Raw genomic sequence first — 26,100 nt, 5'->3', positions numbered from 1 at the left:
CTGGGCGTCGCAATCGGCTAGTGGTCTCGACTGACCGAAAGTTCTGCCAAGGCTTCCATGGCCTGCTTGGCGGCACTGTCGGACAGCCCATCCAGACTGGCCATTGCCTTATCCCTGTAGGCGCTCGCCTGGTTTCGCGTTTCAGTGAGGCCACCGCAGTCGCGCACGGCGGTCACAATGTCGGCAAGCTTGTCGGCGCTACGCTGGGTGATTGCCTCTCGCACTAACCCCTGCTGTGACTCGGTGCCCGTCTTGAGCACATGAATCAAGGGGAGCGTGGGCTTGCCCTCGGTGAGGTCGTCGCCAATGTTCTTACCGGTGACTGCCGGGTCACCTTCGTAGTCCAGTACGTCATCGATCATCTGGAAGGCAATGCCCAGATTAATACCAAACTGTTCCATTGCATCACAGCACGTTGCGTCCTCACCGCTGAGCAGTGCTGCGCCGCGACAGGCAGCGCCGAAGAGAACCGCCGTTTTGCGAGTAATGACATCCAGATACTGCGCTTCAGAGGTTTCGGCGTCGCCGGCGCGCACCAATTGCAGTACCTCACCCTCGGCGATGGTATTGGTTGTATCCGCCATATGGTGTAGCAGCGGCATATGATCCAGCTGAACCATTAACTGGAAGGCGCGGGTATACAGGAAGTCCCCGACGAGCACCGATGGGGCGTTGCCGAACTCCGCGTTGGCGGTGGGTCGGCCGCGGCGTAGCTGGGAGATATCGACAACGTCGTCGTGCAGCAGGGTGGCGGTGTGAATAAACTCCACCACCGCGGCGAAGGTCACATGTTGTGCCTCACAACCACCGAGGGCCTTGGCCGTCAGCAGGGCGAGCAGTGGACGCAGGCGTTTGCCGCCAGCATCGACGATATAGTGGCCCACGTTCTCGACCATATCCACGTCAGAGTGGAGTTGCTCGATGATAAGGTGATTGACCTGTTCGAACTCGTCGGCGACTGCGTCGCGTATATCCTGCATCGTGTGAGGGGTCCTTGATTGCCAGCGCATGCTATGGGGTGAGGCATCGGTGGTCAAGCGGTGGGTCAGACGCCTACAAAGGCAAAATCTAGGCAGCTAAGTGCCTGTCTTATAAAGGAAATTAAACCTTGCTAGGGGGCGGTGATTTCAGTAAAATCGCCGCCCTCATGTCACCCATGCACCGCCACAGGCGGCAGTGGATGGCGTTTTAACTGTTTATGCCTGGCTCTGCCCCTCCTTCGGAAGGATCCACAGACTGCGAGCAGGCTAACTAAACGGAGTGCAACATGTACGCAGTTATTGAAAGCGGTGGTAAGCAGCACCGCGTGATTGAGGGCGAAACCCTCAAGCTGGAAAAGATTGAAGCAGCTACCGGCGACACCATCGAGTTCGATCGTGTGCTGATGGTAGGTGGTGACGATGTGAAAATCGGCACGCCGCTGCTGGACGGCAGTAAAGTAACCGCCGAGGTGGTTGCTCATGGTCGTCACCCCAAGGTGAAGATTGTTAAGTTCAATCGTCGTAAGCACTATCGTCGTGAAACCGGCCACCGCCAGTGGTTCACCGAAGTGAAGATCACTGGTATTTCGGCCTAAAGGAGGGTATCGACCATGGCACATAAGAAAGCGGGTGGTAGTACTCGTAACGGACGCGATTCCGAGAGTAAACGCCTTGGCGTCAAGCGCTTCGGCGGTCAAGACGTTAAAGCAGGCAACATCATCGTTCGTCAGCGCGGCACCAAGTTCCACGCAGGCGACAATGTTCGCATCGGTAAGGACCACACTCTGTTTGCTGTCTCTGATGGCAAAGTAGAGTTCGTCACCAAGGGTCCGAAGAATCGCAAGTTTGTTCAGGTGGTGAGCGCCTGATCTGCGACTCTCGCAAGAATCCGAAAGAGCCTCGTCAATTGACGGGGCTTTTTTTTGCCCCCGAGATTGCAAGCTGGGGTGGTGGTAGCTTTTTGTTCGACCCGCGGCATCGGCCCCGCCGCCGGAGATGCCGTGAACCCGTCCGTGGGGGCTTGGGCTCGGCACCCTGCCTCGCACACTCCGGCGTTGCAGTGGCCGATACCGTGAGTCAGGCAGGTAGCAGCGTGATTGCGACGTGGTCAGCGAAGGCGGCAGGTTGCGCCCGTCACCAAGCGAACATCGTGGAGCGACTGAAGGGCGCAAGCGGACGACGAACGGTGCCATAAGCGGGTGGGTAAATACGCCGATTGAGCGGTGCTGCGTGTTCAAGACCCGCAGTGCCGGCCCTGCCGCCGGAGACGCGGTGAACCCGTCCGTGGGGGCTTGGGCTCGGCGTCCTGCCTCGCACACTCCGGCGCTGCAGTGACCGCTACCGCGGGCCCGATCGGTAAGCGGGACGATGACGAAGGGTTCAGTGAAGGCGGTAGATTGCGCCCGTCACCAAGCGAACATCGTGGAGCGACTGAAGGACGCAAGCGGACCACGAACGGGTGCCATGAGAGCGTTGGCAAGTGCGGCATCAAGAAGAGCATGAAAAGTTACCGTGTAATGCACGGCGTTGCAGGTAAAATGGACGGGTTATGAAATTTGTAGACGAAGCCAGTATCAAAGTTTTCGCGGGCAAGGGCGGCAATGGCTGCCTGAGCTTCAGGCGCGAAAAATACATTGCCAAGGGTGGCCCCGACGGGGGTGATGGCGGTGACGGCGGTAGCGTGATTATGCAGGCCGACAGCGCACTGAACACCATGGTCGATTACCGGTTTCAGCGGCAATACCGCGCCGAGAGCGGCGAGTCTGGCAAAGGTCGCAACTGTACCGGCAAGAGTGGCGAAGACCTGGTGCTTAACGTTCCCATCGGCACCACCATCCTTGATGAAGACAGCGGCGAGATTCTGGGAGACCTCTCAGCTGATGGCCAGCAGTTAATCGTTGCTCGCGGCGGCTTCCACGGCCTTGGTAATACCCGCTTCAAATCCAGCACTAACAGGGCACCTCGCCAGACGACACCCGGCAGCGAAGGCGAAATGCGCTCGCTGAAGCTCGAACTCAAAGTACTGGCAGACGTTGGTTTGCTGGGATTGCCCAATGCGGGCAAGTCCACATTTATCCGGGCTGTGTCCTCGGCCCGGCCGAAAGTGGCGGACTACCCCTTCACGACCTTGGTCCCCAATCTGGGCGTTGTAAAAGTCGATGCGCACCGCAGTTTTGTGGTGGCGGACATACCTGGGCTGATTGAAGGTGCCTCCGACGGGGCAGGTTTGGGGATTCGCTTCCTGAAACACCTCACGCGTAATCGCATCCTGCTGCACATTGTCGATATGGCGCCCTGGGATGGCACGGAGCCTGCCGACTCCGCGCTTGCCATTGTGCAAGAGCTTGCGCTGTTCAGCCCCACGCTGGCGGCCCGCCCTCGATGGCTGGTGCTGAACAAATCTGACCTGCTCACGCCGGAAGAGTTTGCCGAGCGGCGCGAGGCGGTGCTGTCTGCACTGGAGTGGGAAGGCCCCGTTTATGAGATTTCGGCCATTAGCGGCGAGGGCACGCAACGCCTCTGTCAGGACATGATGGAACTGCTGGAGCAGCAACGCGCACTGGAAGCGGAAGATCCCGAACTGGCAGAGCAGGAATTTCAATCGCAGGTGGCCATGCAGCAGGAAGCGCGGGAGCGCATCGCTGAACTGCGTGCTCGCCGTCGTTCGCAGGCGCAGGAAGCGGATGACGACGAGGATGATGACGATTACGACGTGGAGGTGGAGTACGCTCCCTGACCCGTCATGAGTAACCGTAGCGAGATCAGTGCCGCCCGCCGTTGGGTGTTAAAGGTGGGAAGCGCCCTGTTAACCGACGACGGTCGGGGCCTGGACCGGGGAATGATTACCGCCCTGGCGCAGCAGATAGCGGCTCTGCGAGGTGCGGGTAACGAGGTGGTACTGGTATCCAGTGGTGCTGTTGCTGCCGGTGTAGTTCGCCTTGGCTGGCAGTCCCGTCCAACCGCATTGCATGAACTGCAGGCTGCCGCAGCCGTGGGCCAATCCGAGTTGGTCCAATCCTATGAAGATGCCTTCAAGACCCACGGCCTTACTACGGCGCAGGTGTTGCTGGGCCATGACGATGTCAGTGCCCGGGATCGCTATCTCAATGCCCGGGGAACGCTGAATACACTGTTGCAGCTGGGCGTTCTGCCCATCGTTAATGAAAACGACACAGTCGTCACTGACGAGATCCGTTTCGGCGATAACGATACCCTGGCGGCTCTGGTTGCGAACTTGGTCGATGCAGACGCGCTGGTGCTACTCACAGATCAGGACGGCCTCTTTGACGCCAACCCCCGGGAAAATCCGAATGCCACGTTGATTGCTACCGCTGATGTCGGCGATTCCGCCCTGGATGCGGCTGCGGGGGAAGGCGGTGTGCTGGGTCGAGGTGGCATGGTGACGAAACTTCGCGCGGCGCGTCTGGCGGCGCGCTCCGGAACGGAGACTGTCATCGCCGGTGGCCGGCATACGAATGTTTTGGCTGCGATTGCCGATGGCGATAACATCGGTACCTGGCTACGCACCGGGCGCCAGCCGCAGACGGCGCGCAAACAATGGTTGGCGGGTCTGCTGCAGGTGCAGGGTCACATTGAGCTCGATGCCGGTGCCGTGAAGGTATTGAGAGAGTCTGGCCGAAGTTTGCTGCCGGTAGGTGTGGTTAATGTGAAGGGCAACTTTAGCCGTGGCGATCTGGTGTCGCTGACCGATAGTAAGGGCAATGAGGTGGCAAGGGGGCTGGTGAATTACCCAGCCGATGAAGCGCGCCGTATTGCTGGCCGCGCCTCGGGCGATATAGAGCCGCTGCTGGGTTATGGCGGTGATCCTGAGATGATTCACCGCGATAACCTGGTGCTCGCCTGAGTTTTTCGGGAAAAACTAGCTCAGCCAGCGTCCCAGCGGCGTCTTTATCCACATAAAGTGCATCAGCTTGCGCATACCCTCGGCGCTTTCGGCGCTGTAGGGATAGGCGTTTTGCATCTTGCCGCCAAATCGATCAATCACGATTGGCATTTCGTGGCAGTAACCGCGCAGGCCTTTTTTACCGTTCACTTGGCCCACGCCGGATTGTTTGCGCCCACCAAAAGGTGCCGCGGGTACACCGTAGCTCACAGCCATGTCGTTCACGCTGCATGAGCCGGTATCGATGGCCGAGGCCAACTGGTAGCCCTTCTCTTTATCCTGCGTCCATACGTTGCCGTTGAGGCCAAATTCGGAGTCGTTGGCTAAGGCCAGCGCTTCCTCCTCCGAGGCGACTCGTTGAATGCACAAGATTGGCCCGAAGGTCTCCAGGCGCATGATGTCCATGCTGTTGTCGACCTCTGTCACTACCGTGGGCTCGTAGTACAGGCCGGGCAGATCCGGATTGCGTCGCCCGCCCATATGAATAGTGGCTCCCTTGGCGCGCGCGTCCTCTACATGCGCTTCGATGATGCTCATCTGGCGGTCCCAGAACACCGCGCCTACATCTTCTTCCCAGCCGTGCTCGGTGCCCTGGCGCAGCTGTTTTCCTTTCTCAAGCACTTTGGCAAGGAACTCGTCGTAGATTGAATCCACCACATAGATTCGCTCGGTACCACAGCAGTAGTGGCCGGTATTCATGCACGAGCCCAACCAGGCCCCGTCTACTGCGCGGTCGATATCGGCGTCAGCACATACGATCATGGCGTCGTTGCCGCCAAGCTCCAGGGTGCAGGGAATGAGCTGCCGGGCACAGGCCTCCGCTACCTTGCGTCCAGTGGCAACGCTACCGGTGAAGGATATCTTGTCGACGCCGCCCTCAACGATGGCTGCGCCGGTCTCGCCGTCGCCCAGAAGCACTTGCAGCACACCCTCGGGCAGGCCGGCATCCAGGAGCAGTGTCTCGGCCAACTTGGCAGAGAAAGGTGTGACCTCAGAGCCCTTGGCGACCACGGTATTGCCGGCAAGAACGGCCTGTACGGCCTGGTTCATCACCAGTACAAAAGGTCCATTCCAGGGCGTGATAAGCCCTACCACGCCCAGGGGCTTGTAGAGTATGCGCAGCTGTTTGGCGATGCCCAGGATGCCGTGAATCTTGCGTTTGCGTGGCTTGAGAAATTTTTCGGCGTTTTTCGCGTAGTAACACAGCGAGTCTGCCACCGAGAATACTTCCATGCTCATGGCATCAGTTCTGGCCTTGCCGGTTTCGCGCACTACGGTGTCGATAATCTCGTCCTGACGTTCCAGCACCAACTGCAGAGCCCGCTGCACGATTGCGGCGCGCTCCTTCATGCTGGTAGCGGCCCAGGCGGGCTGTGCGGCCCTGGCTTTGGCAATCGCGACTGCCACATCTTCGCTGTTGGCGCACACCAGTTCGCCAATGGGCTCCAGGCTGACCGGACTCTTCAGCTGCAGGTGGCGGCGGGAATCACTGGATTCGACGGACTCGTAAATCGACATGGGCAGGCCCGGACATAGAGGATTGATGACCGAAACTAATGATCGTTAGTCTGGCTGTCAATTTCACTCCAATCACAACCTGCGCAAGGTGTGCGCTGTTGTACCACCACGAATGCTGCAATTGTCATGCTCGCAGCAGTGGAATATGAAATAATCGCCGGCTGCAAAAATGGACGGCCCACATGGATGCCAGTGCTACCCAGTTATTGATTCTCTACAGTGCCTGCATTGTGCTGGTGTCGTGGCTCGGCGGGTTGTTGCCGGGGTGGGTGCGCATGACCCACACGCGCACGCAGCTAATCCTCAGTCTTGTTGCCGGCTTGATGCTGGGCGTGGCGCTACTGCATCTGTTGCCCCACGCGGTTGTGATGTTTGAAGGCCCCCATGCGGTAGACGCCGCTGCGGTCTGGCTGTTAACAGGCCTGGTAACGCTGCTGTTACTGCTTCGTGTATTCCCCTTCCGACTTCAGGGCATCGAGGATGATGACCATCATCACGAGCACCACCACGATCATCAGCATCCCTCACCGGTCAATCAATTGAGTTGGCTGGCGCTTGCCGCGGGCCTGGGTATTCATGCTCTGCTTGACGGAGTTGCGCTGGGTGCGGCCATGCAGGCGCAGGCCGATCATGGCGGCAGGCTGATGGCATTCGGTGTGTTTTTGGCGATTCTGCTCCACAAACCCCTGGGTGCCATGGCGATTACTTCTGTGATGGCCGCAGGAGGATGGTCCCGGAGCGCGCAATTGGGTGCCAATGGGATGTTCGCCCTGTTGTGCCCCCTTGGCGCAGTGCTGTTCTACGCAGGCGTTGATGCCTTGATCGGTGGTGGCAGCGCGGTGGTTGCGGCTGCGCTTGCATTCTCTGCCGGCGCCTTTGTTTGTATCGCGCTTAGCGACCTGATCCCTGAGATTCACTTCCACAGCCATGACCGGGTCAAGCTTACCCTGGCGTTCCTACTGGGAATCGCGATTGCCTATAGTATTGGCGCGCTGGAACCGGCAGGTGCGCATCATGGATAAAGCGGGAGAAGAGGCATGACCACCAAGCGAGTGATCTACCCGCCCATGTGGTTGGTGTTCGGGATTGTGACCACCTTCGTGCTGAACGAATACCTACCGGGAACCCGATACACCAGTTTGGAAGGGCAGCTCATCGGCGGCGTGTTTATCGTGGCTGGATTGGCACTGTTGGTCTATGCAGGCGGGCTGTTCCAGCGCGCGGGCACCAATCTGGTCCCCTTTACCGAGGTGACCACGCTGGTGACAACCGGGGTCTACCGCTTCAGTCGAAATCCCATGTACCTTGGTATGACTGCGGTGCTATTGGGGCTGGCTATTACCGTAGGTGCCACCAGCGCACTGGCGGTGCCCGCGGCGTTCGTGCTGATCATCGAATGGCGCTACATTCGCCCAGAGGAGCAGATGCTGCGTGAGGCGTTCCCCGAAGAGTACGCCCACTATTGCGCCAGCGTACGCCGCTGGCTGTAAAGAACCGACGCTTACTCGCCAGCCAGCTTACGGGCATCATCAATGCCGCCGGCGTTGGTTAAGGCGGTGAAGCCTTCCCCGGCGAGCGCTTCCTTGGCTTTTTCCGCGCGACCACCTTTGCCGCAGTACAGATAGACGGGCGTATCGGGCGCCAACTCCAATGCGGCTACGCCGGTGGCGATGGCATCCCAGGGGATATTCAGCGCGCCATCCACGTGGCCGCTGGCGTATTCCGCCGGTGTGCGCACGTCGATCCACACGGCGTTGTCTTCAACTTGCGCGTTCACTGACACCGTCCATCCCAGCGCCAACAGCGCAACCATTTTACGAAGCATTCTCGTCTCCTCATCGTGTAGCGCCCTTGGCGAGCGCCTGTTCCAGTGTGACTTCCGGCGCCGTCACCGGTGTATCCAACCAGCCCTGAAGCTGCTCCCGCACCAGGGTGGCCAGGAATTCAATATGTGCCTGTTCAGCGTTCAGGCAGGGGATGTATTCATAGCGCTCCCCGCCAGCCTCCATGAAGTACTCGCGGTTCTCTTCCCCGATTTCCTCGATGGTTTCCAGGCAATCTGCTGAAAATCCCGGGCAAACGATTTGCACGGCGTTGATACCCTCAGCAGGCAACGATTTCAGCGTCTCGTCGGTATAGGGCTTTAGCCACTCTTCCCGGCCAAAGCGTGACTGGAAGCTGGTCATGTACTCGCCTTCTGTCAGCCCCAGATCCGCAGCGACCAGACGGGAGGTTTTGTGGCACTGGCAGTGATAGGGGTCGCCATTATCGAGATAGCGACGCGGTTCGCCGTGGTAACTGAAGATCAGTCGCTGGGCGCGGCCGTGCTGCTCCCAGTGGCGACGAATGCTGTCTGCCACGGCAGCGATGTAACCCGGATGGTCGCAGTAATGACTGACAAAGCGGAAGTCGGGTAGCCAGCGCCGCCGGGTAAAGTCTGCCGCCACCGCGTCGAAGGTGGACCCCCCGGTGGGACCGCTGTATTGCGGGTACAGCGGCAGCACCAACAACTTCCGCACACCGCGTTCCAGCAAGCGCTCGATGGCCCCATCAATGGCCGGTTGTCCGTAACGCATCGCGAAATCCACCAGCACCTGCTCCCCCAGTTCGCCGCTCAGTTTGGCCTGCAGGGCTTGGGCCTGGTCACGGGTGTGCAGTAACAGGGGCGAGCCTTGCTCCGTCCATACCGTCTTGTAGGCCTCGGCAGAGCGTCGGGGTCGGATATTGAGAATGATGCCGTTCAGGATGAACCACCACAGTAGGCGGGGGATCTCCACAACCCGGGGGTCGGACAGGAACTGCTTAAGGTAGGGCTTCAGGGCGCGCTTTTCGGGTGCCTGTGGCGTTCCAAGGTTGGTGACCAATACGCCGATACGTGGCGCCTGGTCATGGTTGAATTCGGGGAAGCCTGAATAGGTCATTGCGTGTCCATTATGCCGCGAAGCTGTAACCAGCGCGCATTATATATGCGTACGGTCAGTGACGAGCACGCATGTAGCGGTGTGTTTGGTCAGGTACGCGCGCAACTCATCGCTGGATTCCGGCGATTCATCGATAGTCACCAACAATTCATCGAATGCGTCTTTTTAGTGTCACGGTGCTGGCCTAACTTTGATCACGTGGTCGCAGCGAGAGGCACTCCGGAACGGCCACCCAAACAAGACAGCCAAGTGGCAATCAACACCGAAGGTGTAGGGAGAATGACCATGAAAAATGTAATCAACAGGACGTTGGCTTCTGCGGTAATTGGCATTGCCGCTGGTGTCGCACTGAATGCATCCGCAGAGACTTATGAAACAACCCAGGTAACGACTACTGTCGATAGCCTGCAGCAGGCAGCGGTGAGTCACGCTGACCTGGATCTCACAACAGTCAGGGGCCAGGAAACACTGTACTTCCGTATCAGTGCAGCTGCCGAACAGGTTTGCGGTTCCAGCAACCCCCGGGATGCCGGTGGCATGACCCAGGCGACAGAGAACAAGGTTTGTTTTCAGCGCGCCATGTCAGAAGCCATGGCACAGATAAACGCCGACCAGGTTGCCTCTATCAACGAGTAGGGCACTGGAACAACTTCGGGAGGTGGTCTTAGGCAATAGCCTGGACCGCTGACCAACCAAATAGCCGAATGGCATAAAAACACCGCAGGTGTAGGGAAATGACTATGAAAAATGTAATCCGCAAGACAGTCGCTTTCGCAGTTCTTGGTATCAGCGCTGGTGTAGCAATGACCGCGTCAGCAGAGAACTATGAAACCACGCGAGTAACGACCACCGCTGAGGGACTGCAACAGGCAGCCATTGGCCATAACGACCTGGATCTCACCACAGTACGTGGACAGGAAGCCCTGTACTTCCGCATCAGCGAAGCGGCTGAGCAGGTATGCGGCTCCAGCCATCCTAACGATGCCGGCGGCATTACCCAGGCCACCGAAAACAAGATCTGCTACCAGCGCGTAATGTCTGAGGCTATGGCCCAGCTGAACGCCAATCAGGTCGCTACGATCAACGAGTAAACACTCGTTCTGTTCCGGCTCCTGCAACCCCTGGCGGGGGCCATCAGGGAGCTGCCTTCCGGGGCAGCTCCCTGACGCTGTTTCACACAAGTCCCATCGTTACTGCAATCGTCCCAAAACAACATCCAGCCCCACCGCCAGCATCAGATCCAGGGTCAGGCCGCCACGCAACCACACCAGCGCTAGCCCGCAGGCCAGCGCCACACCCGCAGTGAATGCGATATAGCCATAAAAAGTTGTAGGGCTGACTAGCTTGTCTTCCAGCAAATGAACGCTGTACTGGTTGCGGTAATAGTTGTCTTTGTCGATGCCCTGCTTGCTATCGGTGAGGTCGTTCAGCAGGTTATTGCTAGCGTGTGCGAACAAAAGCCCTATGCAAGTCAGCAACCACACCCAAGGGTCAAACCTGCCTTCTCCCCAGGCCAGTAGTCCTCCCAGCGCTGCTGCCGCGAAGGTGATAAAAAGCACAGGGGCCCCCACCGCAATCAACCACTTGGACACGATGTCCAACTGTGACCAGCGCGCGGCATCCGGGCGCGCCATCTGGTCCAAAGCATTAACCCAACGGGCGATGATCGACATAAAAACCGGTCCGTATTGCCCCGCAGCTCGTTCCAGAGGCTAAGGTGTGTGATGAGCGATCAAGTGTAAGCGAAGCAATCACAGTAGGGGTGACACGGCGATGAAAACAGCACCTTGGACAGCGCGGATCTGTATGGGCATAGCGGCCTCAATCGCGGCACTGTCTGCTCACGCGTCTACAGATGCATCGGCAATGACGGACTACCTGGACGATAACTACCAGCGCTACGCCGGGATCGCGCGCACTATTTGGGAGAGCGCCGAGCTGGGTTATCAGGAAACCGAGAGCTCAAACCTGCTGCAGAAAACCCTGCGCGATGCGGGCTTCTCCGTGGAGAGCGGCGTTGCCGAGATTCCAACCGCGTTCGTCGCAAGCTACGGGCAGGGTGAGCCTGTTATCGGCCTGCTGGCGGAGTTCGATGCGCTGCCGGGTATCTCACAAACCGATTCGCCTTTCCGGGAAATCAGGCAGGATCGCAACGCCGGGCATGCCTGTGGTCATCATCTCTTTGGTGCCGGATCTACGGCGGCGGCCATCGCCGTGAAACAGTGGATGGCAGACAACGATGTACCGGGCACCATCCGGTTGTACGGCACTCCCGCCGAAGAGGGCGGCTCGGGCAAAGTGTATATGGTGCGTGCGGGACTGTTTGATGATGTGGACGCGGTGCTGGACTGGCACCCTGCCAGTCTGAACAGTGCGAACCCCTCCACCAGCCTGGCGAACAAGTCGGCCAAGTTTCGGTTCTACGGGGTTTCCGCCCACGCGGCTGCTTCACCCGAGAAGGCGCGTTCAGCGCTGGATGCCGTGGAAGCCATGAACTTTATGGCCAATATGATGCGCGAGCATGTTCCTCAGGAGACCCGCATTCACTACGTGATTACTAGCGGTGGCTCGGCACCCAATGTCGTGCCCGACTTCGCCGAGGTGTTCTACTACGTCAGGCACCCCAAAGCCGAGACGCTCAAGGGCTTGTGGGAACGCGTGATGGCCACGGCAGACGCCGCGGCTATCGGTACCGGAACCACCCTGAAGGCAGAGGTGATTCACGGCAACCACAGCTTATTGCCGAATACCGTACTGGCTCGAGCACTGCACGCCAATCTGACCACTGTCGGCGGCGTTGACTATGACGCGCAGGAGCGCGCATTTGCCAACCGTATCGATGAGACCCTGAACAATGATCGTGATATCACGGGTTGGGAAAGCACTATCCAGCCCTTTGAGGAAGAGCTGGGCATGGGCTCTACCGATGTTGGCGATGTGAGCTGGCGGGTGCCTACGGCGGGCGTTCGGACGGCAACCTGGGTACCGGGCACCTCGGCCCACAGCTGGCAGGCCATCGCCGCCGGCGGCACCTCGATTGGCTATAAGGGCATGATGGTCGCCGCCAAGACACTGGCGTTAACAGCAGCACAGTTGTTCCAGCAGCCCGATACGTTGGCGCAGGCCCGTGCCGAGTATGAAGAGCGCATCGGTCCCGATTTCGAATACGAAGCGTTACTGGGCGACAGGGATCCGCCGCTGGATTACCGCAAGTAGCAGGCCATAAACCAATAACAGTGCCGCCTGAATCCGGCGACGCAAACAAGGAGAAACGAATGGGAGTTCTGGATCATTTTCGCCTGGATGGCAAAGTTGCCCTGATCACGGGCGGCGGTAAAGGTATTGGCGCAGCGATTGCCCGCACGTTTGCGGAAGCGGGCGCAGATGTCGTGGTGGCCGCACGCACCGAGGCGGATATCCGTGCGGTTGCCCAAGACGCCGAGGCCATGGGGCGTCGCGCTCTGCCGGTAGTGACCGATGTGCTGGACTTTGCCCAGCTTGAGCACTTGGTGAATACGGTACGCGATACCTTCGGCCGTCTCGATATTCTGGTTAACAATGCCGGCGGCTTTCCGCCCAAACCGGCCGCCCAAACCACTGCCAGCGAGTTCGATGCGGCTTTTCGCTTCAACGTGACCACCGCTTTTGAACTGACCCGTCTTTGCGTTCCCTTGATGACCGATGGAGAGGGCGAGGGTGCTGTGCTGAATATTTCCTCCATTGCCGGGCACAAACCCGCACCCTGCTTCACCGCTTATGGCACCGCCAAGGGGGCGCTGTCGTTCCTTACGCGGGAAATGGCGCAGGAATACGCACCGAGGGTGCGCGTCAACGGAATTGCAGTGGGCTCCACCAAAACCGATGCGCTCAATACGGTGTTAACGCCCGAGATCGAGCAGACCATGGTGGACCTGACGCCAATGGGGCGTCTGGGTGAAGTTGAGGATATCGCCCTGGGGGCCTTGTACCTTTGCTCTCCGGCCGGGAGCTACGTTACCGGCGACATCCTGGCGGTGAATGGTGGTATGGAGCGACTGAACATGCAGATGCCGCGTGCCTTTGGCGGCATGGGCTAGGGCGTTTCGGGCGTATCTGGTTGTCGCGACGGATGCGCCCTGATGAAGGCATCTTGTTGGTTGCAGTGCTCAAAGATCCGTTCCAGCGTGGGAAACGGCGACATGTCTACATCAAAACGATAGGCATTAAACATCTGAGGAATCAGCAGGCAGTCGGCCATTCCCGCGGTTTCCCCGAAACAGAATAGGCCGCCGTTACCGCGCACGGCGGTCTCCACGCCGGTGAAGCCGCGGTGCATCCACTGGGTGTACCAAGCATGGATATCGTCTTCGTCCGCCCTCAGGTTCGCTTTAAGGTAAGCCGTAATACTCATGTTGTTTAGCGGCTGCATATCACAGGCAATGCTGTGGCAGACGCTGCGCACCGCCGCTTGTTCCACCGGGGTGGCGGGCAGTAGGGCCGGCGACGGGTAGCATTGATCCAACCACTCTAGAATGGCCATGGATTGCGACAGCGTTGTGCCATCGTCCAATACCAGGGCGGGCACCAGTTGCTGCGGATTCAGCGACGAATAGTCCACAGACTGGTGCTCCGTGCGCAGTAAATTTACCGGTACGATGGTGTAGTCCAGTCCCTTCAGGTTCAGTGCGATGCGAACCCGGTAGGCTGAGGAAGAGCGGTAGTAGCTAAACAGTTTCATGGCTGGATGATGACATAAGGGTCGCGCGCCGCAAGGTTTTCTGTTGCGTTTGTAACCATATCTCGCCTTACCTATACTTTTGCGCCCAGCCTCGGCGGAGCTGCTATGAGCGCGGACTCGACCCAAGACAAACTCAGCCTGCAATCGTTCTTGCCCTATCGCTGCACGCGCTTGGCGCAGTCCATGAGCGTGGCGCTCTCGAGAATCTATACCTCGGAGTTTGGCCTCAGCGTGGCTGACTGGCGAATAATCGTGACGCTGGCCGAACATGGCGAACTCACGGGCCGTACACTGACAGAGCGGACCACGATGGACAAAGTCCGTGTTTCCCGAGCATTGGCTTCGCTTGAGCAGCGTTCGCTGGTGCGTCGACGGCCCTGCGAGCAGGACAGCCGGGCCGCGCTGGTGGCTCTCACTGAGGCTGGGCTAGCGCTTTACCGCGAGTTAGCCCCACAGGCACTCGCCTGGGAGGCGGACCTCTCCAGCGCGTTCAGTGCCGGTGAGCGGGACACCTTCCTGAATCTGCTGGATAAGCTCGAGACCCAGCTGGCACAGCTGGGAAAAACCGCGCCGTGAATCAGTCGGCGCTGATCCAGTCACTGCCCGAGCACCTGCGTGGCTTTGTGCAATATCAGGATTACTCGCGCTACACGCCGCAGGACCACGCGTTGTGGCGATGCCTGATGGCGCAGCTGAGTGAACGGCTGCAGCAGACCGCCCATGCGGTATACATGGACGGCCTTCGGCTCACGGGTATTTCGCTGGATCACATCCCTTCTATCGAAGAAATGAATGAGGCTTTGGCAGCGCTGGGTTGGCGGGCCGTCGTGGTGGACGGCTTCATTCCGCCGGCCGTCTTTATGGAATTTCAGGCCCTGAGGATTCTGGTGATAGCGCTAGACATGCGCGCTGTGGAGCACACGCTCTATACCCCTGCACCCGATATTCTGCATGAGGCAGCCGGTCACGCCCCTTTTATCGTAGACGTGGACTACGCTGAGTTTCTGCAGCTGTTCGGCGAGGTCGGTATGCGTGCTATTGCCTCGAAAGAGGATCACGCCGTTTACGACGCTATTCGCGCACTCTCAGACCTGAAGGCCTGTGCCAATGGTACCCCTGCCGACATTGCCGAGGCGGAGGCAAGGCTGGAAGCCGTAACTGCTGCCAATACTGAGCTGTCCGAGGCGGCGCTGCTGGCACGTTTACACTGGTGGACGGTGGAATACGGCCTGGTTGGGGCCGTCGACGACTACCGTATTTTCGGTGCGGGGCTACTCTCATCCCTGGGCGAGAGTGTGCACTGCCTGGATGATGACGCGGTGCAAAAACTACCACTGACAGTGGACGCCATCAACACAGCGTACGATATCACCCGCGAGCAGCCGCAGCTGTTTGTCACCAGCAGTTGCAAACACCTGAGCCAAGTATTGCGCGAGTTCGCCAATTCCATGGCCTATCAGCAGGGCGGGCTGGCCGGTCTTCAAAAGGCCATCGCGGCGGCATCCGTCTGCACGGCCCAGTACCAGTCCGGCCTGCAAGTGAGCGGACGATTCTGCGATGTGAGGGCTGATGCTGTGGGCAATGTGATCTGGCTGCGAACGGAGGGGCCTACCCAATTGGCGTATCAGGAGTCGCAATTGCCCGGTCACGGTACACAGGCGCACGCGTCCGGTTTCAGCTCCCCGGTGGGCCTAGTCAAGGATTTCAGCCGTTGCCTGTCTGAGTACAGCGTTGACGAACTGAAGGCTCACGGCATCGTAGTGGGCGACTCGGTGCGGCTGGCGTTCCTCTCAGGTATCACGGTCAGCGGCAAACTGGTGGGCATTCATCGGCAGGACCAGCGCAATCTGGTCTTCAGTTTTGAAAATTGCACGGCGACCGATCTAGCCGGTGATGTACTGTACCGCCCGGAATGGGGTGTGTTCGATATGGCGGTGGGCGCCCGCATACCTTCCGTGTTTGGTGGCAGCGCAGATCGCGCTGCCTACCCGCTACACACTCCGCCTGCGTCGCACCGGGAGCCGATTCTGCCCGCGCAGGATGACGCGCTGCTGGGAACCTATGCCGCGATAGACGCGGTTGTCCGAGGGAATCGGTCTCTGGAGGCGGGTCAACTGGAGGCGTGGGCCCGTGTTGCCCAGCGTTATCCTGATGAATGGCTGCTGCGCGTGGAATTTCTGCGGCTGGAGGGTAGCGTAGGCGGTGTGGGGCTGTTGAAGGGGCGAGCGCGCTCTGAGCTTGAGACCATCCTCCAGTCAAAACCGGCACTGGCGGCCACCTTGCGGTTTTAGGGTAAATAGCCGCGGTTTCAGGGATCAGTGATTGCGCCGAGGGGACGAAATACCTAATATTTTGTTTTCATACTCAAGATTCAAAGACTGCCTTTCGGCCGGAGCCACCCCATGAGCCTCACCTTCGATAGTGCCCGTATGCCTAACCCCCACATGAGGGAAGAGCATGAGGCCTGGCGCACCCAGCTACGGCGATTCGTTGACACAGAAATAATGCCCTACGCTGAACAGTGGGATGAGGATGGCCATATTCCCATTGAGCTGTGGCCCAAGGCGGCAGAGGTTGGGCTGTTGGGCCTGGGTTACCCCGAAGCCTTCGGCGGCATCAGTGAGGGCATCGATTCCTGGCACAACTGGATTACTAATGAAGAGTTGGCCCGCATTGGCGTTGGCGGCATACCGGCCAGCCTGATGGTCCACGGGATCGGGCTGCCCCCGGTCATTAACTGGGGTTCAGAGGCTATGAAGCAGGCGGTTGCTCCGTCCGTCATTGCTGGCGAGAAACACATTGCGCTGGGTATCACCGAACCCGGTGGTGGCTCGGACGTGGCAAACCTCAGCACGACCGCTGAGCGTGACGGCGATCATTTTATTGTTAATGGCTCCAAGACCTACATCACCGGCGGCATGCGCGCGAACTGGGTATCCACCGCGGTGCGCACGGGCGGTGAGGGTCCGGGCGGTGTGTCCATGCTCTTGATCCCCACGGACGCCGAGGGTTTTTCACGCACAGCGCTGGATCGTAAACAGGGATGGTGGGCCTCAGACACGGCCACCTTGTACTTCGACAATGTGCGAGTCCCGGTGGAGAACTTGATCGGCGAAGAGAACAAGGGGTTCCTGGTCATCATGACGAACTTCAACGGTGAGCGTATGGCAATGGCATCGGGCATGGAAGCCATGGCCCGGGTGTGCCTGGAGGAGGCGGTGGCGTGGGCGCAAGAGCGTAAAACTTTCGGCAAGCGCCTCGCCGATCATCAGGTCATTCGTCACAAAATTGCACAGATGAAGCAGAAGCTGAACGCGACGCAGGCCTACGTGCGCGCATGCTATGAGTCCATAGAAAGCGGGACGCCCAATCCCGGGGATATTGCCATGCTCAAAGTGCAGGCGAGTGAGACCGTGGAGTTTTGCGCGCGTGAGGCGATGCAGATTCTCGGCGGCATTGGCTACATGCGTGGGTCGCGGGTGGAGCGGATATACCGCGAGGTACGTGTTAACGCGATTGGCGGCGGCTCGGAAGAGATTATGCGCGACCTGGCCAGCCGCCAGTACGGGATATAATCATGAAGCTCTGGCACTGCAATGGCGCGCGTTCACTGCGCGCGCTCTGGACCCTGGAGGAGCTGGGTCTCGACTACGAGTTGGAAGTCATGCCTTTTCCGCCGCGCATTTTTCAGCGCGAGTATCTGGACGTCAATGCGCTGGGCACCATCCCCTACCTGGAAGACGGTGACGTCAGCATGACGGAATCCAGCGCCATTTGTCAGTATCTGGTAGACCGTCACCAGCGCTGGGATTTTGGCTTACAGCCCGACCATCCTGAGTACGGTGCATACCTGAACTGGCTGCATCATGCAGATGCGACACTGACGTTCCCTCAAACCATTACCCTGCGCTACTACTATTTAGAGCCCAGCGAGGCGAAACAGGAGGTGGCAGATGACTACGCGCGCTGGTTCACTGCGCGCTTACGCCGACTGGATGCGCACCTCGAATCGCATGATTACCTGGTGGACAACCGATTCACGGTGGCAGACATTGCAATAGGTTATGCGCTCTACCTCGCGCGGACCATAGAGCTCGACCAGCGCTTCAAACCGCAAACGCGCAGCTACCTTGAACGCCTGTGTGAGCGCGATGCCTTTAAGCGCGCCGATGCTTTTGGCGAACCGCTAAACTTACCCAAGCGAAACACTTAAACCGGATAACCGGGAGAACGATAATGACCGCGTCCCAGAACGAACTGGAAGCCTTCCGCGCTGAAGTCAGTGCCTGGATGGCAGAAAACAAGCCCGCTGACCCTGGCTTTTTATTGCCTCAATCCTTCATGGAGGTGAGCAACGAACAGCAGCTGGAATTCCTGCGGGAGTGGCAGCACAAAATCTGGTCTGCTGGCTATCTGGGCATGCACTGGCCCAAAGAATACGGTGGCCGTGGTATGGATGCGGTATACCAGAGCATTGCGGACCAAGAGATGCGTCGCCACGACGTGCCGATTGTTTTTAATGTCATTGGATTGGGTTGGGCCGGGCCGCTCATCAATCACATGGGAACCGAGGAAGAAAAGCAGCGCTATCTGAAAGGGATTCTCAGCGCTGAAGACATCTGGTGTCAGGGTTTTTCCGAACCGGACCATGGGTCCGACCTGGGTAACGCGCAAACCCGAGCGGTTCGGGATGGCGAGGAGTACGTGATCAATGGCTCCAAGATCTGGACGACCATGGGTAACTACGCCAAGTACATGATCCTGCTGGCCAGGACCAACCCAAATACAGAGCGTAAATACGATGGTTTGTCCTTCTTCCTGTCGCCAATGCAGGCAGACGGCATCGAGACGCGGCCCATTCGAAAGATTACCGGAGAATACGGATTCACCGAGACCTTCTTCACCGATGCGCGCATCCCCGCGTCCTGCTTGATGGGCGAGGAAGGGCAGGGCTGGAAAATTGCCATGCAAACCCTCCAGTACGAGCGTGGTGCACAGGCTGGCGCCGCCGGTGGACTGCAATTCGTTAACATTGTGATTGACGACATGATCAGTCAGCTGGCTGATGTGCGACGCGACGGCGAAGCTGTACTGGATGATGCTGTGGTCCGGGATGAGCTGGTGAAGCTGATCATGGCGGAGAAAGCCGTAACACTGGGCGACAAGCGCTCCTCCATTCCCGCACTCAGTAGCGATTACCCCTTCTCGTTGGCGCTGTCGCATAAGCTCCGCTGGACCGAGTACACGCGCCAGATGCGTCAGTTTGCGATAAACCTTCAGGGTGCCAGTGGCGCACTGTATGTGGGTGATGATGAGGCGCGCCAGGGCGGGTTCTGGCAGCGCGCTTATTTCAATAGCTTCTCCGCCACCATTGGTGGCGGGACCAGTCAGGTGCAGGCCAATATCATTGCCGAGCACGTTCTCGGCCTGCCGAAGTAAGGGGTTACAGATGTCAGTGATTGCAAATACGAAAATGCGCGTAAGCGACGAGCAGTCCATGCTGCTGGATGTGGCGCGTGAATTCTGTCGCGATAAATCCCCTATCGACCGAGTGCGTGCTGAGCTGGAAACTGAAACGGGTTTCGACGCAGCGGTGTGGCAGGAGATGGTCAATCTGGGCTGGACGGGTATTGCCCTGCCAGAATCGGCCGGTGGCTCCGGCTTGGGCATCGGTGCGGTTGTGCCGGTTGTGGAGAGTATGGGTCGAGCCATGCTCGGGACACCGCTCATTAGCACCACGCTGGCGGGACAGCTGATTGTTCGGGCTGGGGGAGAAGAGATGTGGGGTGACCTGGTCGCACAGGTCGCCGCCGGTAGCGTGGCAACCATCGCGCTGTTGGATAGTGCAGATTGGGGGGAAACGCGCATCACCTGTGAGTTGGACAGTGATAACCGCCTGTCGGGCACCAAGACCTTTGTTGCTGATGCCGGCGTTGCAGAACATCTACTGGTCGTCGCACAGCGTGGGGGTGAGCCTGTGGTGGTTCACCTCACCGCAGATCAGTTACCCGAGGGGGCGATCCATCAGCACACCCTTATTGACCAGACCAAGCGCAGTGCGCGGGTCAGTCTGGAGGGCATTGTTGTGGAGGCTTCTCAGGTTCTGGCCGGAGCGGCAGTGGTAGACGCAATTCGCGATGTACGGTTGCTGGGGGCACTGTTGGTGGCCGCAGAGGCCACGGGTAGCGCGGCCTCGTGCCTCGATACCACCGTTGATTATCTCAAAACCCGTAAGCAATTCGGTAAGCTTATTGGTTCTTATCAGGCACTGAAGCACCCGGCGGTTGATATCCTTTGTGATGTCGATTCTGCGCGCTCTTTCGTTTATCACGCGGCGACCCTGGTATCCGATACCTCATTGGGCAGTGATGCGGAAACGGCCTGTCGTATGGCAAAAGCACAGGCCAGCGATACCCTCGACTACGCTGGAGACCGAGCCGTGCAGTTCCACGGCGGCATGGGCTTTACCTACGAATGCGACGCGCAGCTCTACATTCGCCGTGCGCAATGGTCGCGCCAACAGTGGGGTGATGCCCAGCATCATCGCAAGCACTTAGCGCGACTGTTGTTGGACGCGAAGCGATAGCAGAGGTCTCATGCCGGGCCCTGTTCGTATAACAGGCCGTGAGTAAGCCATCCCCACCCCTGAAACGCGGCCCGCTGGGCCGCGGTTTCACTGTGTCCGTTGCCGGTCTTCGAGCCGGTGGCGCGCTGGCCATTGGTGGTGCGCTTCAGAAGCTGCGTGGCAGGCAGGAAGAAACCGCGTTCATGCGTCGCGAGGCTCGGCGCTTTGTGGCCGAGCTCGGTCGCCTCAAAGGCACTTACGTAAAAATCGGGCAGATGTTCGCCCTCTTGGGTGAGCACTTTTTGCCACCGGCACTCACCGAGGCGCTTCACGAACTGGATGCCTCCACCGACCCCTTACCCTGGTCAGAGATAGAGCCGGTGTTGCGCGCCAACCTGGGAGCGAAGCTGGAAGACTTGCAGGTGGAGCGCACGGCGCTGGCCGCTGCGAGCCTTGCTCAAGTCCACAAGGCGACAGTGCGCAGAACCGGCGAGGTGATATGCCTCAAAATCCAGTACCCCGGGCTGGCCGGCGTTATAGATGCAGATTTTGATGCGGTAGTACGGATGCTGTTGCTGGCGCGCTGGGTAGAAGCCGGTCGAGATCTTGATGATTGGCTTGCCAGTATGCGCGAGCATCTTCATTTCGAAATTGACTACACCCGTGAAGCGGCCATGGGCGACGCCATGGCCTCTCACATTGAAGGCCTGGCCGGTGGCCATCTCGCCGGGCGTTTTCATGTGCCACAGCGCTACGCTGATTTCTGCGCACCGCAGGTGTTGGCCATGGAGTATGTGCAGGGACACCTGGTCACCCAGGCCGAGGTTGCAGGACTCTCGCAAGCCCGACGCAATGCTCTGGGCAAGGCCATGCTGGAGATGTTTTTTTTGGAGCTGTACCAGTGGGGGCTGCTGCAAACTGACCCGAACTTTGGCAATTATCTTATTCGATCCGACGGTGCCAATGACCAACTGGTGCTGTTGGATTTTGGTGCCACGCTGGCTTGTGAGGACGATTTCTTGATACACCTGGGCAACGCCATCGCTGCCGGTCAGGCACAAGATCGTGCGCTACTGCTGGAGAGCCTTATCGGTTTGGGTTGTCTGAGCGAGGCCAACAGCGAAGAGGCGCAGTACACCTTCAGTGAGTTTTGCCTGCAATTGTTAGAACCGCTGCGCGAGCCAGAGCAGCTGCCGAAGGAATACCTGAACGAAAATGGAGAGTATTGCTGGGGACGCTCCCGTCTGATGCAGCGGGTGGGTAAGCAGGCCGCTAGCAGTGCGGCCACGCGCCACTTCACCTCGCCCTCCCGGGAGTTCGCCATGATCGCCAGGAAATTGACAGGCGTGTTCACATTTATTGCCGTGCTGGATGCCCAGTTCAACGCCCATGACCTGGTTCATGCGTATATCCAACGGTGGCTGGAGGAAGACTGAGTGGCGCGACGCGATAAAGATAAAGGAGACAACGATCCAGGTATGAGCGCGGGTGCTGTGCCCACTACCCGGGTAGGGCGTTTTGCCAAGGTAGCAAAACTCGCCGGCGGGGTTGCCGGTGGAATGTTGGCAGAGGGAACCCGTCAGTTACGTGCCGGCAAACGGCCGCGTGCCAGGGACATGCTCCTCACCCCGGGTAACGCCCGGCGGGTGGCAGATCAGTTGGCGCAGATGCGTGGTGCGGCCATGAAGCTGGGCCAGATTCTGTCCATGGATACCGGTGATCTCCTGCCGCGAGAGCTCGCCGATATCTTGTCGCGTCTGCGCTCCGACGCGCAGGCCATGCCACAAAAGCAGTTGGACCAGGCCATGAGCCAGGCTTATGGTGAGGAGTGGGAGTCTCTGTTCTACGGCTTTAACCCCAAGCCGATTGCGGCAGCCTCCATTGGCCAGGTTCACCGCACAGTGTCCCCCGACGGTCGTGATATCGTGCTCAAAGTTCAGTATCCCGGTGTCGCCAAGAGCATTGACAGTGACGTCGATAATATCGCGACAGTATTGCGCCTCAGTGGCTTGCTGCCAGAAGATATCGACATTTCGCCCCTGCTGGCCGACGCCAAGGAGCAGCTGAAGGACGAAGCCGATTACCGCAAAGAGGCGAAATTCCTGCGGGCGTTTGGCGATGTGCTGGCGGACGATGAACGCTTTCTTCTCCCTGAGGTCCTGCCCGAGCTTACGCACCGCAACGTGCTCGCTATGACCTATGTGGATGGCAACCCCATAGAGAGTATCGCAAACAGGCCTCAGGCCGAGCGTGATCATGTGATGACCGCGCTGATCGACCTGCTGCTCACCGAACTCTTCGAGCTGCGCATGGTGCAGACCGATCCCAATTTTGCGAACTACCTTTACCGGCCTTCGAGCGGCCAAATTGTGCTGCTGGACTTTGGCGCTACGCGTCACTTCAAGGCACGGTTTGTCAGCAACTACCGAAAATTGGCTGCGGCGGCCATTGCCGGCGACCGCGAGGCAATGGCAATTGCCGCCGAGAAGGTGGGCTATTCCATGGGCGATGACGATTCAGAGTACCGAAAGATTGTGCTGGAGTTGTTTCTGATTGCGCTGGAGCCCCTGCGCTTCGAGGGTGCCTTTGACTTCGGTGCATCCGACATGCCAGCGCGCCTGTCTGAGCTCGGGCAGTCGGTGTCGGACTACAAAGACTTTTGGCAGGCGCCCCCCATCGATGCCGTTTACTTTCATCGCAAACTGGGCGGCCTGTTTATGCTGGCCAGTCGGGTAGGCGCCAGAGTAGATGTCCAATCGCTGATTAGCCGCTGGCTGTAGGGCGCTTCGTCAGTCTGGGACGCCCGCAGCGTTAGCGGGCAGTCATCACCATTTCCAGCCGGCTCCCCGCAAGTAATACACTGCGCACCACTTCGAAATCCGCTAACAGTGATTGCAGCGCCGACTGTGAGTGTGGCGCGTAATTCGGTATCGCGCGTTGCCGTTGCTTGGTGACAAAATGCTCAGCGTCTGCGACACCATAGCTCACGGCTGATTCCTCGGCCCTGGCATTATGAACGCCAAAGCAATGTGCCCGCGTTCCACTGTGTATGTAGGGTCGTAGCGCCGCCATCAGTGCGCGGGTAACGTCGGCATTCACGTAGTTGAATAGGTCCCAGAAAAGACAGAGGTCAAAGCGCGTGCCCGGGGCAATCCCCAGTATTCGGCCCAGGCGAATTGCCAGTGGCTGTGCATCGTCGGGTGGTGCCTGTATTGGCAGCTCTGTAAACAGGTCCACCACATGCAATCGACAGCGATAGTGCGAGAAGAAAGCAATGGTCTCAGGGGTGGCGGGGCCGATGTTCAGCACAGCAATGCGCCGGCTGTCGTCTAGTGGCTCCAGCAGCGTCGGGAAAAGTTTGGTGGGTTGTAGGGCGCTCATCAGTTACCGGGCGATGAGCGCCGATGCAGCCTCTTAGCCACTCTTCAGATCAAAGCCTGCCGTAGGCGTGTCATCCGACTTGGCATCGCTGCTGGCCAAAGTGGGCTTCTTCACCACATTGTCACCCGGATCCATATCAATGCTGCCCTTGAAGATGGCGCCGTCCTCCAGTGTGACACGCGGAGCAACAATATTGCCCCGCACATTACCTGACTTGGAAATCACGACCTTTTCGCCGCCTTTGATGTCGCCCGTGACCTCGCCGTCGATACGCACCATGCGGGCGTGTACATCAGCCGATACTTTGCCTGACTCGCCAATGGTGACCTCATTGGTGCCTAACTCGATGGTTCCTTCAACCGTGCCCTGAATAGTCAGGTCCTCATCACCGGAGACGGTGCCTTTAATAACGATGCTGTTTCCGATCATCGCAGTGCTCCTGCTGGTCGTGTTGGTTGCGCTGGCCGGCGGGTTGGCTGGCGCAGTGGGCTGGGGTGCCGGGGTCTCAGGCGGGTTGCCCGCGCCTTTGTTCTTGTTGCGCTCAAACATGGTATTCACCGTGTGAACTGACTGCCTGAATAACTCTAGCAGCGGCGATTCTGTTGTCTAGCAGATGTTGTGGAAAACTAAGGATTCGGGCTGTGGCTGAAAATCCGACGCCCAGGTGGGCGCCGGTGATCGGGCTTAGCCGGGATGACTCTGCTGCTCCAGATTGGCCAGGGAGGCACGTTCGCTGGCGATACGCGCCACCAGAGGCATCACCACAATGGACAGCAACGGCGCGAATAACATACCCAGCACCAGCAATGCTGTATGCACACCGTACTCATCCATGACCCAGCCCAGGGCCGGCCCGGTAACGATAAAGAGTGCGCGCACGCACAGGCTTACCAGCGAATTCACCGTGGCACGGAAATCCCCGGGTACACGACGATTCAGCGCCTCATAGAAGAGCGTGAGACTGATGCCGCGTGATACCTGCACCGCCAGACCGGCGTAAACACCCCACCAGCCAGGTCCAACCACCATGCCCAGCAAGCCCAACAGTGGGAGTAATGCCAACAGGAACAGCAGGCGGTTGGTGCCCAGCCACTGCTCGATATCGCTGGCGTAGCGCGCAGCGAGGCTGACGGTGAGTGCGAATACCGCCCACAGGTAGCCAAAGCTCTGCAGCGGCACACCCTGAACCTCCCAGTATTTCTGGTAGATCCAGAACACGTAGACCGCCAGCAAGCCAAACACGCCGATCGCAAAAGCTGTCCATAAGACCACGGGCTTACCAAAGAACAGCAGTCGCGCCACGGCTTTGGCATTGGCGCCATGCGACCCGGTGCGTGTAGGTCTGGGCGTTTCGACCAGCAGCACACCGAGAATCAGCGGCGCAAAACCGGTGATAGCCTGCAGCATGATGACGCTGCTCATAGAGTGCAACAGCAGCAGGCTGGCTGCGATCCCGGCGATACCGGAAGCCGCAGCTTCGATGGCAATCAGGCGACTCAGGGATTTTCCCGCGCCCGCGCCGCCCGGCTTGCCCTCGCGCTGCAGCTGCAACTCACTGTCGTACAACAACGCCAGATCCGCACCGGAAATCAGGCTGAAGCCAACGCCCAGCACCATTTCGTACAGCAGGAAATCCACGAAGGTATTTGCCTGTAACAGGGACAGGAACCCAAGCGCGTTCAGTGCGGAACCCACCAGAATGGCGTTGCGCCTGCCCCAGAGATCCGCAATGTAACCCGAGGGGACTTCACACAGTGCGATCGTGAAGGCAAAAGCGGCCTGGGTCATCAACACCTGACTCATGGACAGGCCATAGCCCTGCAGCAGCGGCACGAATACGGGTATGACCACGATAAAGCTCTGAAAGAAGCCGATCGCGTAGAGCGTCTTTATGTTGTTGTGTAATGAAATGTTCATGGTGCTCGCCCCTGAGAGGCCGAGAACCGGTTTTCGAAGAGCTTTGGATTTAACGTTGGATAACGAAAAAGGCCCCCGAAAACGCGGTTTTCGGAGGCCTCTGATTCAAACGGTATTTATACCTGGTGCTTCCTTAAACCACGCCGCATACAACGGCATACCCACGCAATGACGGAGGCGTCGTGGCGCGGGTGCTG

27 protein-coding genes are annotated in these 26,100 nt (G+C 58.9%); 18 read left to right on the top strand and 9 right to left on the bottom strand.

Annotation, left to right across the window (positions count from 1 at the left end; translation table 11 throughout):
* Positions 1 to 17: 17 nt before the first annotated feature.
* Positions 18 to 980 (bottom strand): polyprenyl synthetase family protein, encoded by a 963-nt coding sequence (locus tag IE089_RS14520; RefSeq protein ID WP_189478558.1) that lies wholly within the window; start codon positions 978 to 980, stop codon positions 18 to 20.
* A 287-nt stretch (positions 981 to 1,267) separates the two neighbouring features.
* Between IE089_RS14520 and rplU the strand changes: the two genes are divergently transcribed.
* The 4 genes from rplU (at position 1,268) to proB (ending at position 4,845) form a co-directional block, all read left to right on the top strand.
* Positions 1,268 to 1,576 (top strand): 50S ribosomal protein L21, encoded by a 309-nt coding sequence (rplU, locus tag IE089_RS14515; protein ID WP_189478557.1) that lies wholly within the window; start codon positions 1,268 to 1,270, stop codon positions 1,574 to 1,576.
* Positions 1,577 to 1,591: 15 nt separating this feature from the next.
* The gene (gene rpmA, locus IE089_RS14510; RefSeq protein ID WP_189478556.1) at positions 1,592 to 1,849 is read left to right on the top strand and encodes a 50S ribosomal protein L27; all 258 of its coding nucleotides are present in this window, start codon (positions 1,592 to 1,594) and stop codon (positions 1,847 to 1,849) included.
* A gap of 680 nt (positions 1,850 to 2,529) precedes the next feature.
* Complete coding sequence (gene cgtA / locus IE089_RS14505; protein ID WP_189478555.1) at positions 2,530 to 3,717, top strand: Obg family GTPase CgtA; 1,188 nt, start codon at positions 2,530 to 2,532, stop codon at positions 3,715 to 3,717.
* 6 nt (positions 3,718 to 3,723) lie between these two features.
* Positions 3,724 to 4,845, top strand: a complete 1,122-nt coding sequence (gene proB / locus IE089_RS14500; RefSeq protein ID WP_189478554.1) for a glutamate 5-kinase — start codon at positions 3,724 to 3,726, stop codon at positions 4,843 to 4,845.
* A gap of 15 nt (positions 4,846 to 4,860) precedes the next feature.
* On the opposite strand, the gene IE089_RS14495 is transcribed toward proB, so the two are convergent.
* Complete coding sequence (locus IE089_RS14495) at positions 4,861 to 6,402, bottom strand: aldehyde dehydrogenase family protein (protein WP_189478553.1); 1,542 nt, start codon at positions 6,400 to 6,402, stop codon at positions 4,861 to 4,863.
* Between the two features lie 182 nt (positions 6,403 to 6,584).
* Between IE089_RS14495 and IE089_RS14490 the strand changes: the two genes are divergently transcribed.
* The gene (locus tag IE089_RS14490; RefSeq protein ID WP_189478552.1) at positions 6,585 to 7,424 is read left to right on the top strand and encodes a ZIP family metal transporter; all 840 of its coding nucleotides are present in this window, start codon (positions 6,585 to 6,587) and stop codon (positions 7,422 to 7,424) included.
* Between the two features lie 15 nt (positions 7,425 to 7,439).
* Complete coding sequence (locus tag IE089_RS14485) at positions 7,440 to 7,892, top strand: methyltransferase family protein (RefSeq protein WP_189478551.1); 453 nt, start codon at positions 7,440 to 7,442, stop codon at positions 7,890 to 7,892.
* A gap of 11 nt (positions 7,893 to 7,903) precedes the next feature.
* On the opposite strand, the gene IE089_RS14480 is transcribed toward IE089_RS14485, so the two are convergent.
* Positions 7,904 to 8,227, bottom strand: a complete 324-nt coding sequence (locus IE089_RS14480) for a rhodanese-like domain-containing protein (protein WP_189478550.1) — start codon at positions 8,225 to 8,227, stop codon at positions 7,904 to 7,906.
* A 10-nt stretch (positions 8,228 to 8,237) separates the two neighbouring features.
* A complete protein-coding gene (hemH, locus tag IE089_RS14475; protein ID WP_189478549.1) occupies positions 8,238 to 9,323 on the bottom strand; it encodes a ferrochelatase in 1,086 nt (361 codons plus the stop codon).
* A 285-nt stretch (positions 9,324 to 9,608) separates the two neighbouring features.
* Between hemH and IE089_RS14470 the strand changes: the two genes are divergently transcribed.
* Both IE089_RS14470 and IE089_RS14465 read left to right on the top strand, forming a co-directional pair.
* The gene (locus tag IE089_RS14470; protein ID WP_189478548.1) at positions 9,609 to 9,959 is read left to right on the top strand and encodes a UrcA family protein; all 351 of its coding nucleotides are present in this window, start codon (positions 9,609 to 9,611) and stop codon (positions 9,957 to 9,959) included.
* A 104-nt stretch (positions 9,960 to 10,063) separates the two neighbouring features.
* Entirely contained in the window at positions 10,064 to 10,414 is a 351-nt protein-coding gene (locus IE089_RS14465) for a UrcA family protein (RefSeq protein WP_189478547.1), read from the top strand.
* A gap of 99 nt (positions 10,415 to 10,513) precedes the next feature.
* Here the strand turns inward: IE089_RS14465 and IE089_RS14460 are convergent, their stop codons facing one another.
* Positions 10,514 to 10,996: a UbiA family prenyltransferase gene (locus IE089_RS14460; protein WP_229802794.1), complete on the bottom strand. Its 483-nt coding sequence runs from the start codon at positions 10,994 to 10,996 to the stop codon at positions 10,514 to 10,516.
* A gap of 100 nt (positions 10,997 to 11,096) precedes the next feature.
* On the opposite strand from IE089_RS14460, the gene IE089_RS14455 reads away from it, so the two are divergent.
* Both IE089_RS14455 and IE089_RS14450 read left to right on the top strand, forming a co-directional pair.
* Positions 11,097 to 12,539 carry an amidohydrolase gene (locus IE089_RS14455; protein WP_229802793.1) on the top strand — a complete coding sequence of 481 codons (1,443 nt, stop codon included), beginning with the start codon at positions 11,097 to 11,099 and terminating at the stop codon, positions 12,537 to 12,539.
* Between the two features lie 59 nt (positions 12,540 to 12,598).
* Positions 12,599 to 13,399, top strand: coding sequence for a glucose 1-dehydrogenase (locus IE089_RS14450; RefSeq protein ID WP_189478546.1), 801 nt, complete (start codon positions 12,599 to 12,601; stop codon positions 13,397 to 13,399).
* Here IE089_RS14450 and maiA read toward each other — a convergent pair.
* Positions 13,396 to 14,040: a maleylacetoacetate isomerase gene (gene maiA / locus IE089_RS14445; RefSeq protein ID WP_189478545.1), complete on the bottom strand. Its 645-nt coding sequence runs from the start codon at positions 14,038 to 14,040 to the stop codon at positions 13,396 to 13,398. The two genes, IE089_RS14450 and maiA, sit on opposite strands and share 4 nt — an antisense overlap.
* A 105-nt stretch (positions 14,041 to 14,145) precedes the next feature.
* Here maiA and IE089_RS14440 point away from each other — a divergent pair, with 105 nt between their 5' ends.
* The 8 genes from IE089_RS14440 to IE089_RS14405 all read left to right on the top strand — a co-directional run bounded on the left by IE089_RS14440 (position 14,146) and on the right by IE089_RS14405 (position 23,385).
* On the top strand, positions 14,146 to 14,616 hold the full coding sequence (locus IE089_RS14440) for a MarR family winged helix-turn-helix transcriptional regulator (protein WP_189478544.1): 471 nt from the start codon (positions 14,146 to 14,148) through the stop codon (positions 14,614 to 14,616).
* Positions 14,613 to 16,331, top strand: a complete 1,719-nt coding sequence (locus IE089_RS14435; protein WP_189478543.1) for an aromatic amino acid hydroxylase — start codon at positions 14,613 to 14,615, stop codon at positions 16,329 to 16,331. Before IE089_RS14440 ends, IE089_RS14435 begins: the two co-directional genes overlap by 4 nt.
* A 111-nt stretch (positions 16,332 to 16,442) precedes the next feature.
* The gene (locus IE089_RS14430; RefSeq protein WP_189478542.1) at positions 16,443 to 17,615 is read left to right on the top strand and encodes an acyl-CoA dehydrogenase family protein; all 1,173 of its coding nucleotides are present in this window, start codon (positions 16,443 to 16,445) and stop codon (positions 17,613 to 17,615) included.
* Positions 17,616 to 17,617: 2 nt separating this feature from the next.
* The gene (locus IE089_RS14425; protein WP_189478541.1) at positions 17,618 to 18,253 is read left to right on the top strand and encodes a glutathione S-transferase family protein; all 636 of its coding nucleotides are present in this window, start codon (positions 17,618 to 17,620) and stop codon (positions 18,251 to 18,253) included.
* Positions 18,254 to 18,276: 23 nt separating this feature from the next.
* Positions 18,277 to 19,479 (top strand): acyl-CoA dehydrogenase family protein, encoded by a 1,203-nt coding sequence (locus tag IE089_RS14420; RefSeq protein ID WP_189478540.1) that lies wholly within the window; start codon positions 18,277 to 18,279, stop codon positions 19,477 to 19,479.
* A gap of 10 nt (positions 19,480 to 19,489) precedes the next feature.
* The gene (locus IE089_RS14415; protein ID WP_189478539.1) at positions 19,490 to 20,626 is read left to right on the top strand and encodes an acyl-CoA dehydrogenase family protein; all 1,137 of its coding nucleotides are present in this window, start codon (positions 19,490 to 19,492) and stop codon (positions 20,624 to 20,626) included.
* Between the two features lie 38 nt (positions 20,627 to 20,664).
* Complete coding sequence (locus tag IE089_RS14410) at positions 20,665 to 22,041, top strand: ABC1 kinase family protein (protein WP_189478538.1); 1,377 nt, start codon at positions 20,665 to 20,667, stop codon at positions 22,039 to 22,041.
* A 42-nt stretch (positions 22,042 to 22,083) separates the two neighbouring features.
* Complete coding sequence (locus IE089_RS14405) at positions 22,084 to 23,385, top strand: ABC1 kinase family protein (protein ID WP_189478537.1); 1,302 nt, start codon at positions 22,084 to 22,086, stop codon at positions 23,383 to 23,385.
* Positions 23,386 to 23,416: 31 nt separating this feature from the next.
* On the opposite strand, the gene IE089_RS14400 is transcribed toward IE089_RS14405, so the two are convergent.
* The 3 genes from IE089_RS14400 to IE089_RS14390 form a co-directional block, all read right to left on the bottom strand.
* Positions 23,417 to 23,986 carry a hypothetical protein gene (locus IE089_RS14400; RefSeq protein ID WP_189478536.1) on the bottom strand — a complete coding sequence of 190 codons (570 nt, stop codon included), beginning with the start codon at positions 23,984 to 23,986 and terminating at the stop codon, positions 23,417 to 23,419.
* A 33-nt stretch (positions 23,987 to 24,019) separates the two neighbouring features.
* A complete protein-coding gene (locus IE089_RS14395; RefSeq protein WP_229802792.1) occupies positions 24,020 to 24,535 on the bottom strand; it encodes a bactofilin family protein in 516 nt (171 codons plus the stop codon).
* A 135-nt stretch (positions 24,536 to 24,670) separates the two neighbouring features.
* Positions 24,671 to 25,903, bottom strand: a complete 1,233-nt coding sequence (locus IE089_RS14390) for an MFS transporter (protein WP_189478535.1) — start codon at positions 25,901 to 25,903, stop codon at positions 24,671 to 24,673.
* Positions 25,904 to 26,100 lie beyond the last annotated feature (197 nt).

The organism is Parahalioglobus pacificus (genome assembly GCF_014652275.1).
Classification (GTDB): domain Bacteria; phylum Pseudomonadota; class Gammaproteobacteria; order Pseudomonadales; family Halieaceae; genus Parahalioglobus; species Parahalioglobus pacificus.
The sequence above is the reverse complement of the archived record's forward strand: the minus strand, read 5'-3'. Positions and strand labels throughout refer to the sequence as shown.

Coding starts and splice junctions, on each gene's coding strand:
- cgtA (WP_189478555.1), top strand. CDS start 2,530: ATGAAATTTGTAGACGAAGCCAGTATCAAAGTTTTCGCGGGCAAGGGC.
- IE089_RS14455 (WP_229802793.1), top strand. CDS start 11,097: ATGAAAACAGCACCTTGGACAGCGCGGATCTGTATGGGCATAGCGGCC.
- rpmA (WP_189478556.1), top strand. CDS start 1,592: ATGGCACATAAGAAAGCGGGTGGTAGTACTCGTAACGGACGCGATTCC.
- IE089_RS14395 (WP_229802792.1), bottom strand. CDS start 24,535: ATGTTTGAGCGCAACAAGAACAAAGGCGCGGGCAACCCGCCTGAGACC.
- IE089_RS14460 (WP_229802794.1), bottom strand. CDS start 10,996: ATGTCGATCATCGCCCGTTGGGTTAATGCTTTGGACCAGATGGCGCGC.
- maiA (WP_189478545.1), bottom strand. CDS start 14,040: ATGAAACTGTTTAGCTACTACCGCTCTTCCTCAGCCTACCGGGTTCGC.
- IE089_RS14495 (WP_189478553.1), bottom strand. CDS start 6,402: ATGTCGATTTACGAGTCCGTCGAATCCAGTGATTCCCGCCGCCACCTG.
- hemH (WP_189478549.1), bottom strand. CDS start 9,323: ATGACCTATTCAGGCTTCCCCGAATTCAACCATGACCAGGCGCCACGT.
- rplU (WP_189478557.1), top strand. CDS start 1,268: ATGTACGCAGTTATTGAAAGCGGTGGTAAGCAGCACCGCGTGATTGAG.
- IE089_RS14465 (WP_189478547.1), top strand. CDS start 10,064: ATGAAAAATGTAATCCGCAAGACAGTCGCTTTCGCAGTTCTTGGTATC.
- IE089_RS14390 (WP_189478535.1), bottom strand. CDS start 25,903: ATGAACATTTCATTACACAACAACATAAAGACGCTCTACGCGATCGGC.
- IE089_RS14415 (WP_189478539.1), top strand. CDS start 19,490: ATGTCAGTGATTGCAAATACGAAAATGCGCGTAAGCGACGAGCAGTCC.
- IE089_RS14440 (WP_189478544.1), top strand. CDS start 14,146: ATGAGCGCGGACTCGACCCAAGACAAACTCAGCCTGCAATCGTTCTTG.
- IE089_RS14430 (WP_189478542.1), top strand. CDS start 16,443: ATGAGCCTCACCTTCGATAGTGCCCGTATGCCTAACCCCCACATGAGG.
- IE089_RS14485 (WP_189478551.1), top strand. CDS start 7,440: ATGACCACCAAGCGAGTGATCTACCCGCCCATGTGGTTGGTGTTCGGG.
- proB (WP_189478554.1), top strand. CDS start 3,724: ATGAGTAACCGTAGCGAGATCAGTGCCGCCCGCCGTTGGGTGTTAAAG.
- IE089_RS14405 (WP_189478537.1), top strand. CDS start 22,084: ATGAGCGCGGGTGCTGTGCCCACTACCCGGGTAGGGCGTTTTGCCAAG.
- IE089_RS14450 (WP_189478546.1), top strand. CDS start 12,599: ATGGGAGTTCTGGATCATTTTCGCCTGGATGGCAAAGTTGCCCTGATC.
- IE089_RS14520 (WP_189478558.1), bottom strand. CDS start 980: ATGCAGGATATACGCGACGCAGTCGCCGACGAGTTCGAACAGGTCAAT.
- IE089_RS14425 (WP_189478541.1), top strand. CDS start 17,618: ATGAAGCTCTGGCACTGCAATGGCGCGCGTTCACTGCGCGCGCTCTGG.
- IE089_RS14490 (WP_189478552.1), top strand. CDS start 6,585: ATGGATGCCAGTGCTACCCAGTTATTGATTCTCTACAGTGCCTGCATT.
- IE089_RS14400 (WP_189478536.1), bottom strand. CDS start 23,986: ATGAGCGCCCTACAACCCACCAAACTTTTCCCGACGCTGCTGGAGCCA.
- IE089_RS14420 (WP_189478540.1), top strand. CDS start 18,277: ATGACCGCGTCCCAGAACGAACTGGAAGCCTTCCGCGCTGAAGTCAGT.
- IE089_RS14470 (WP_189478548.1), top strand. CDS start 9,609: ATGAAAAATGTAATCAACAGGACGTTGGCTTCTGCGGTAATTGGCATT.
- IE089_RS14480 (WP_189478550.1), bottom strand. CDS start 8,227: ATGCTTCGTAAAATGGTTGCGCTGTTGGCGCTGGGATGGACGGTGTCA.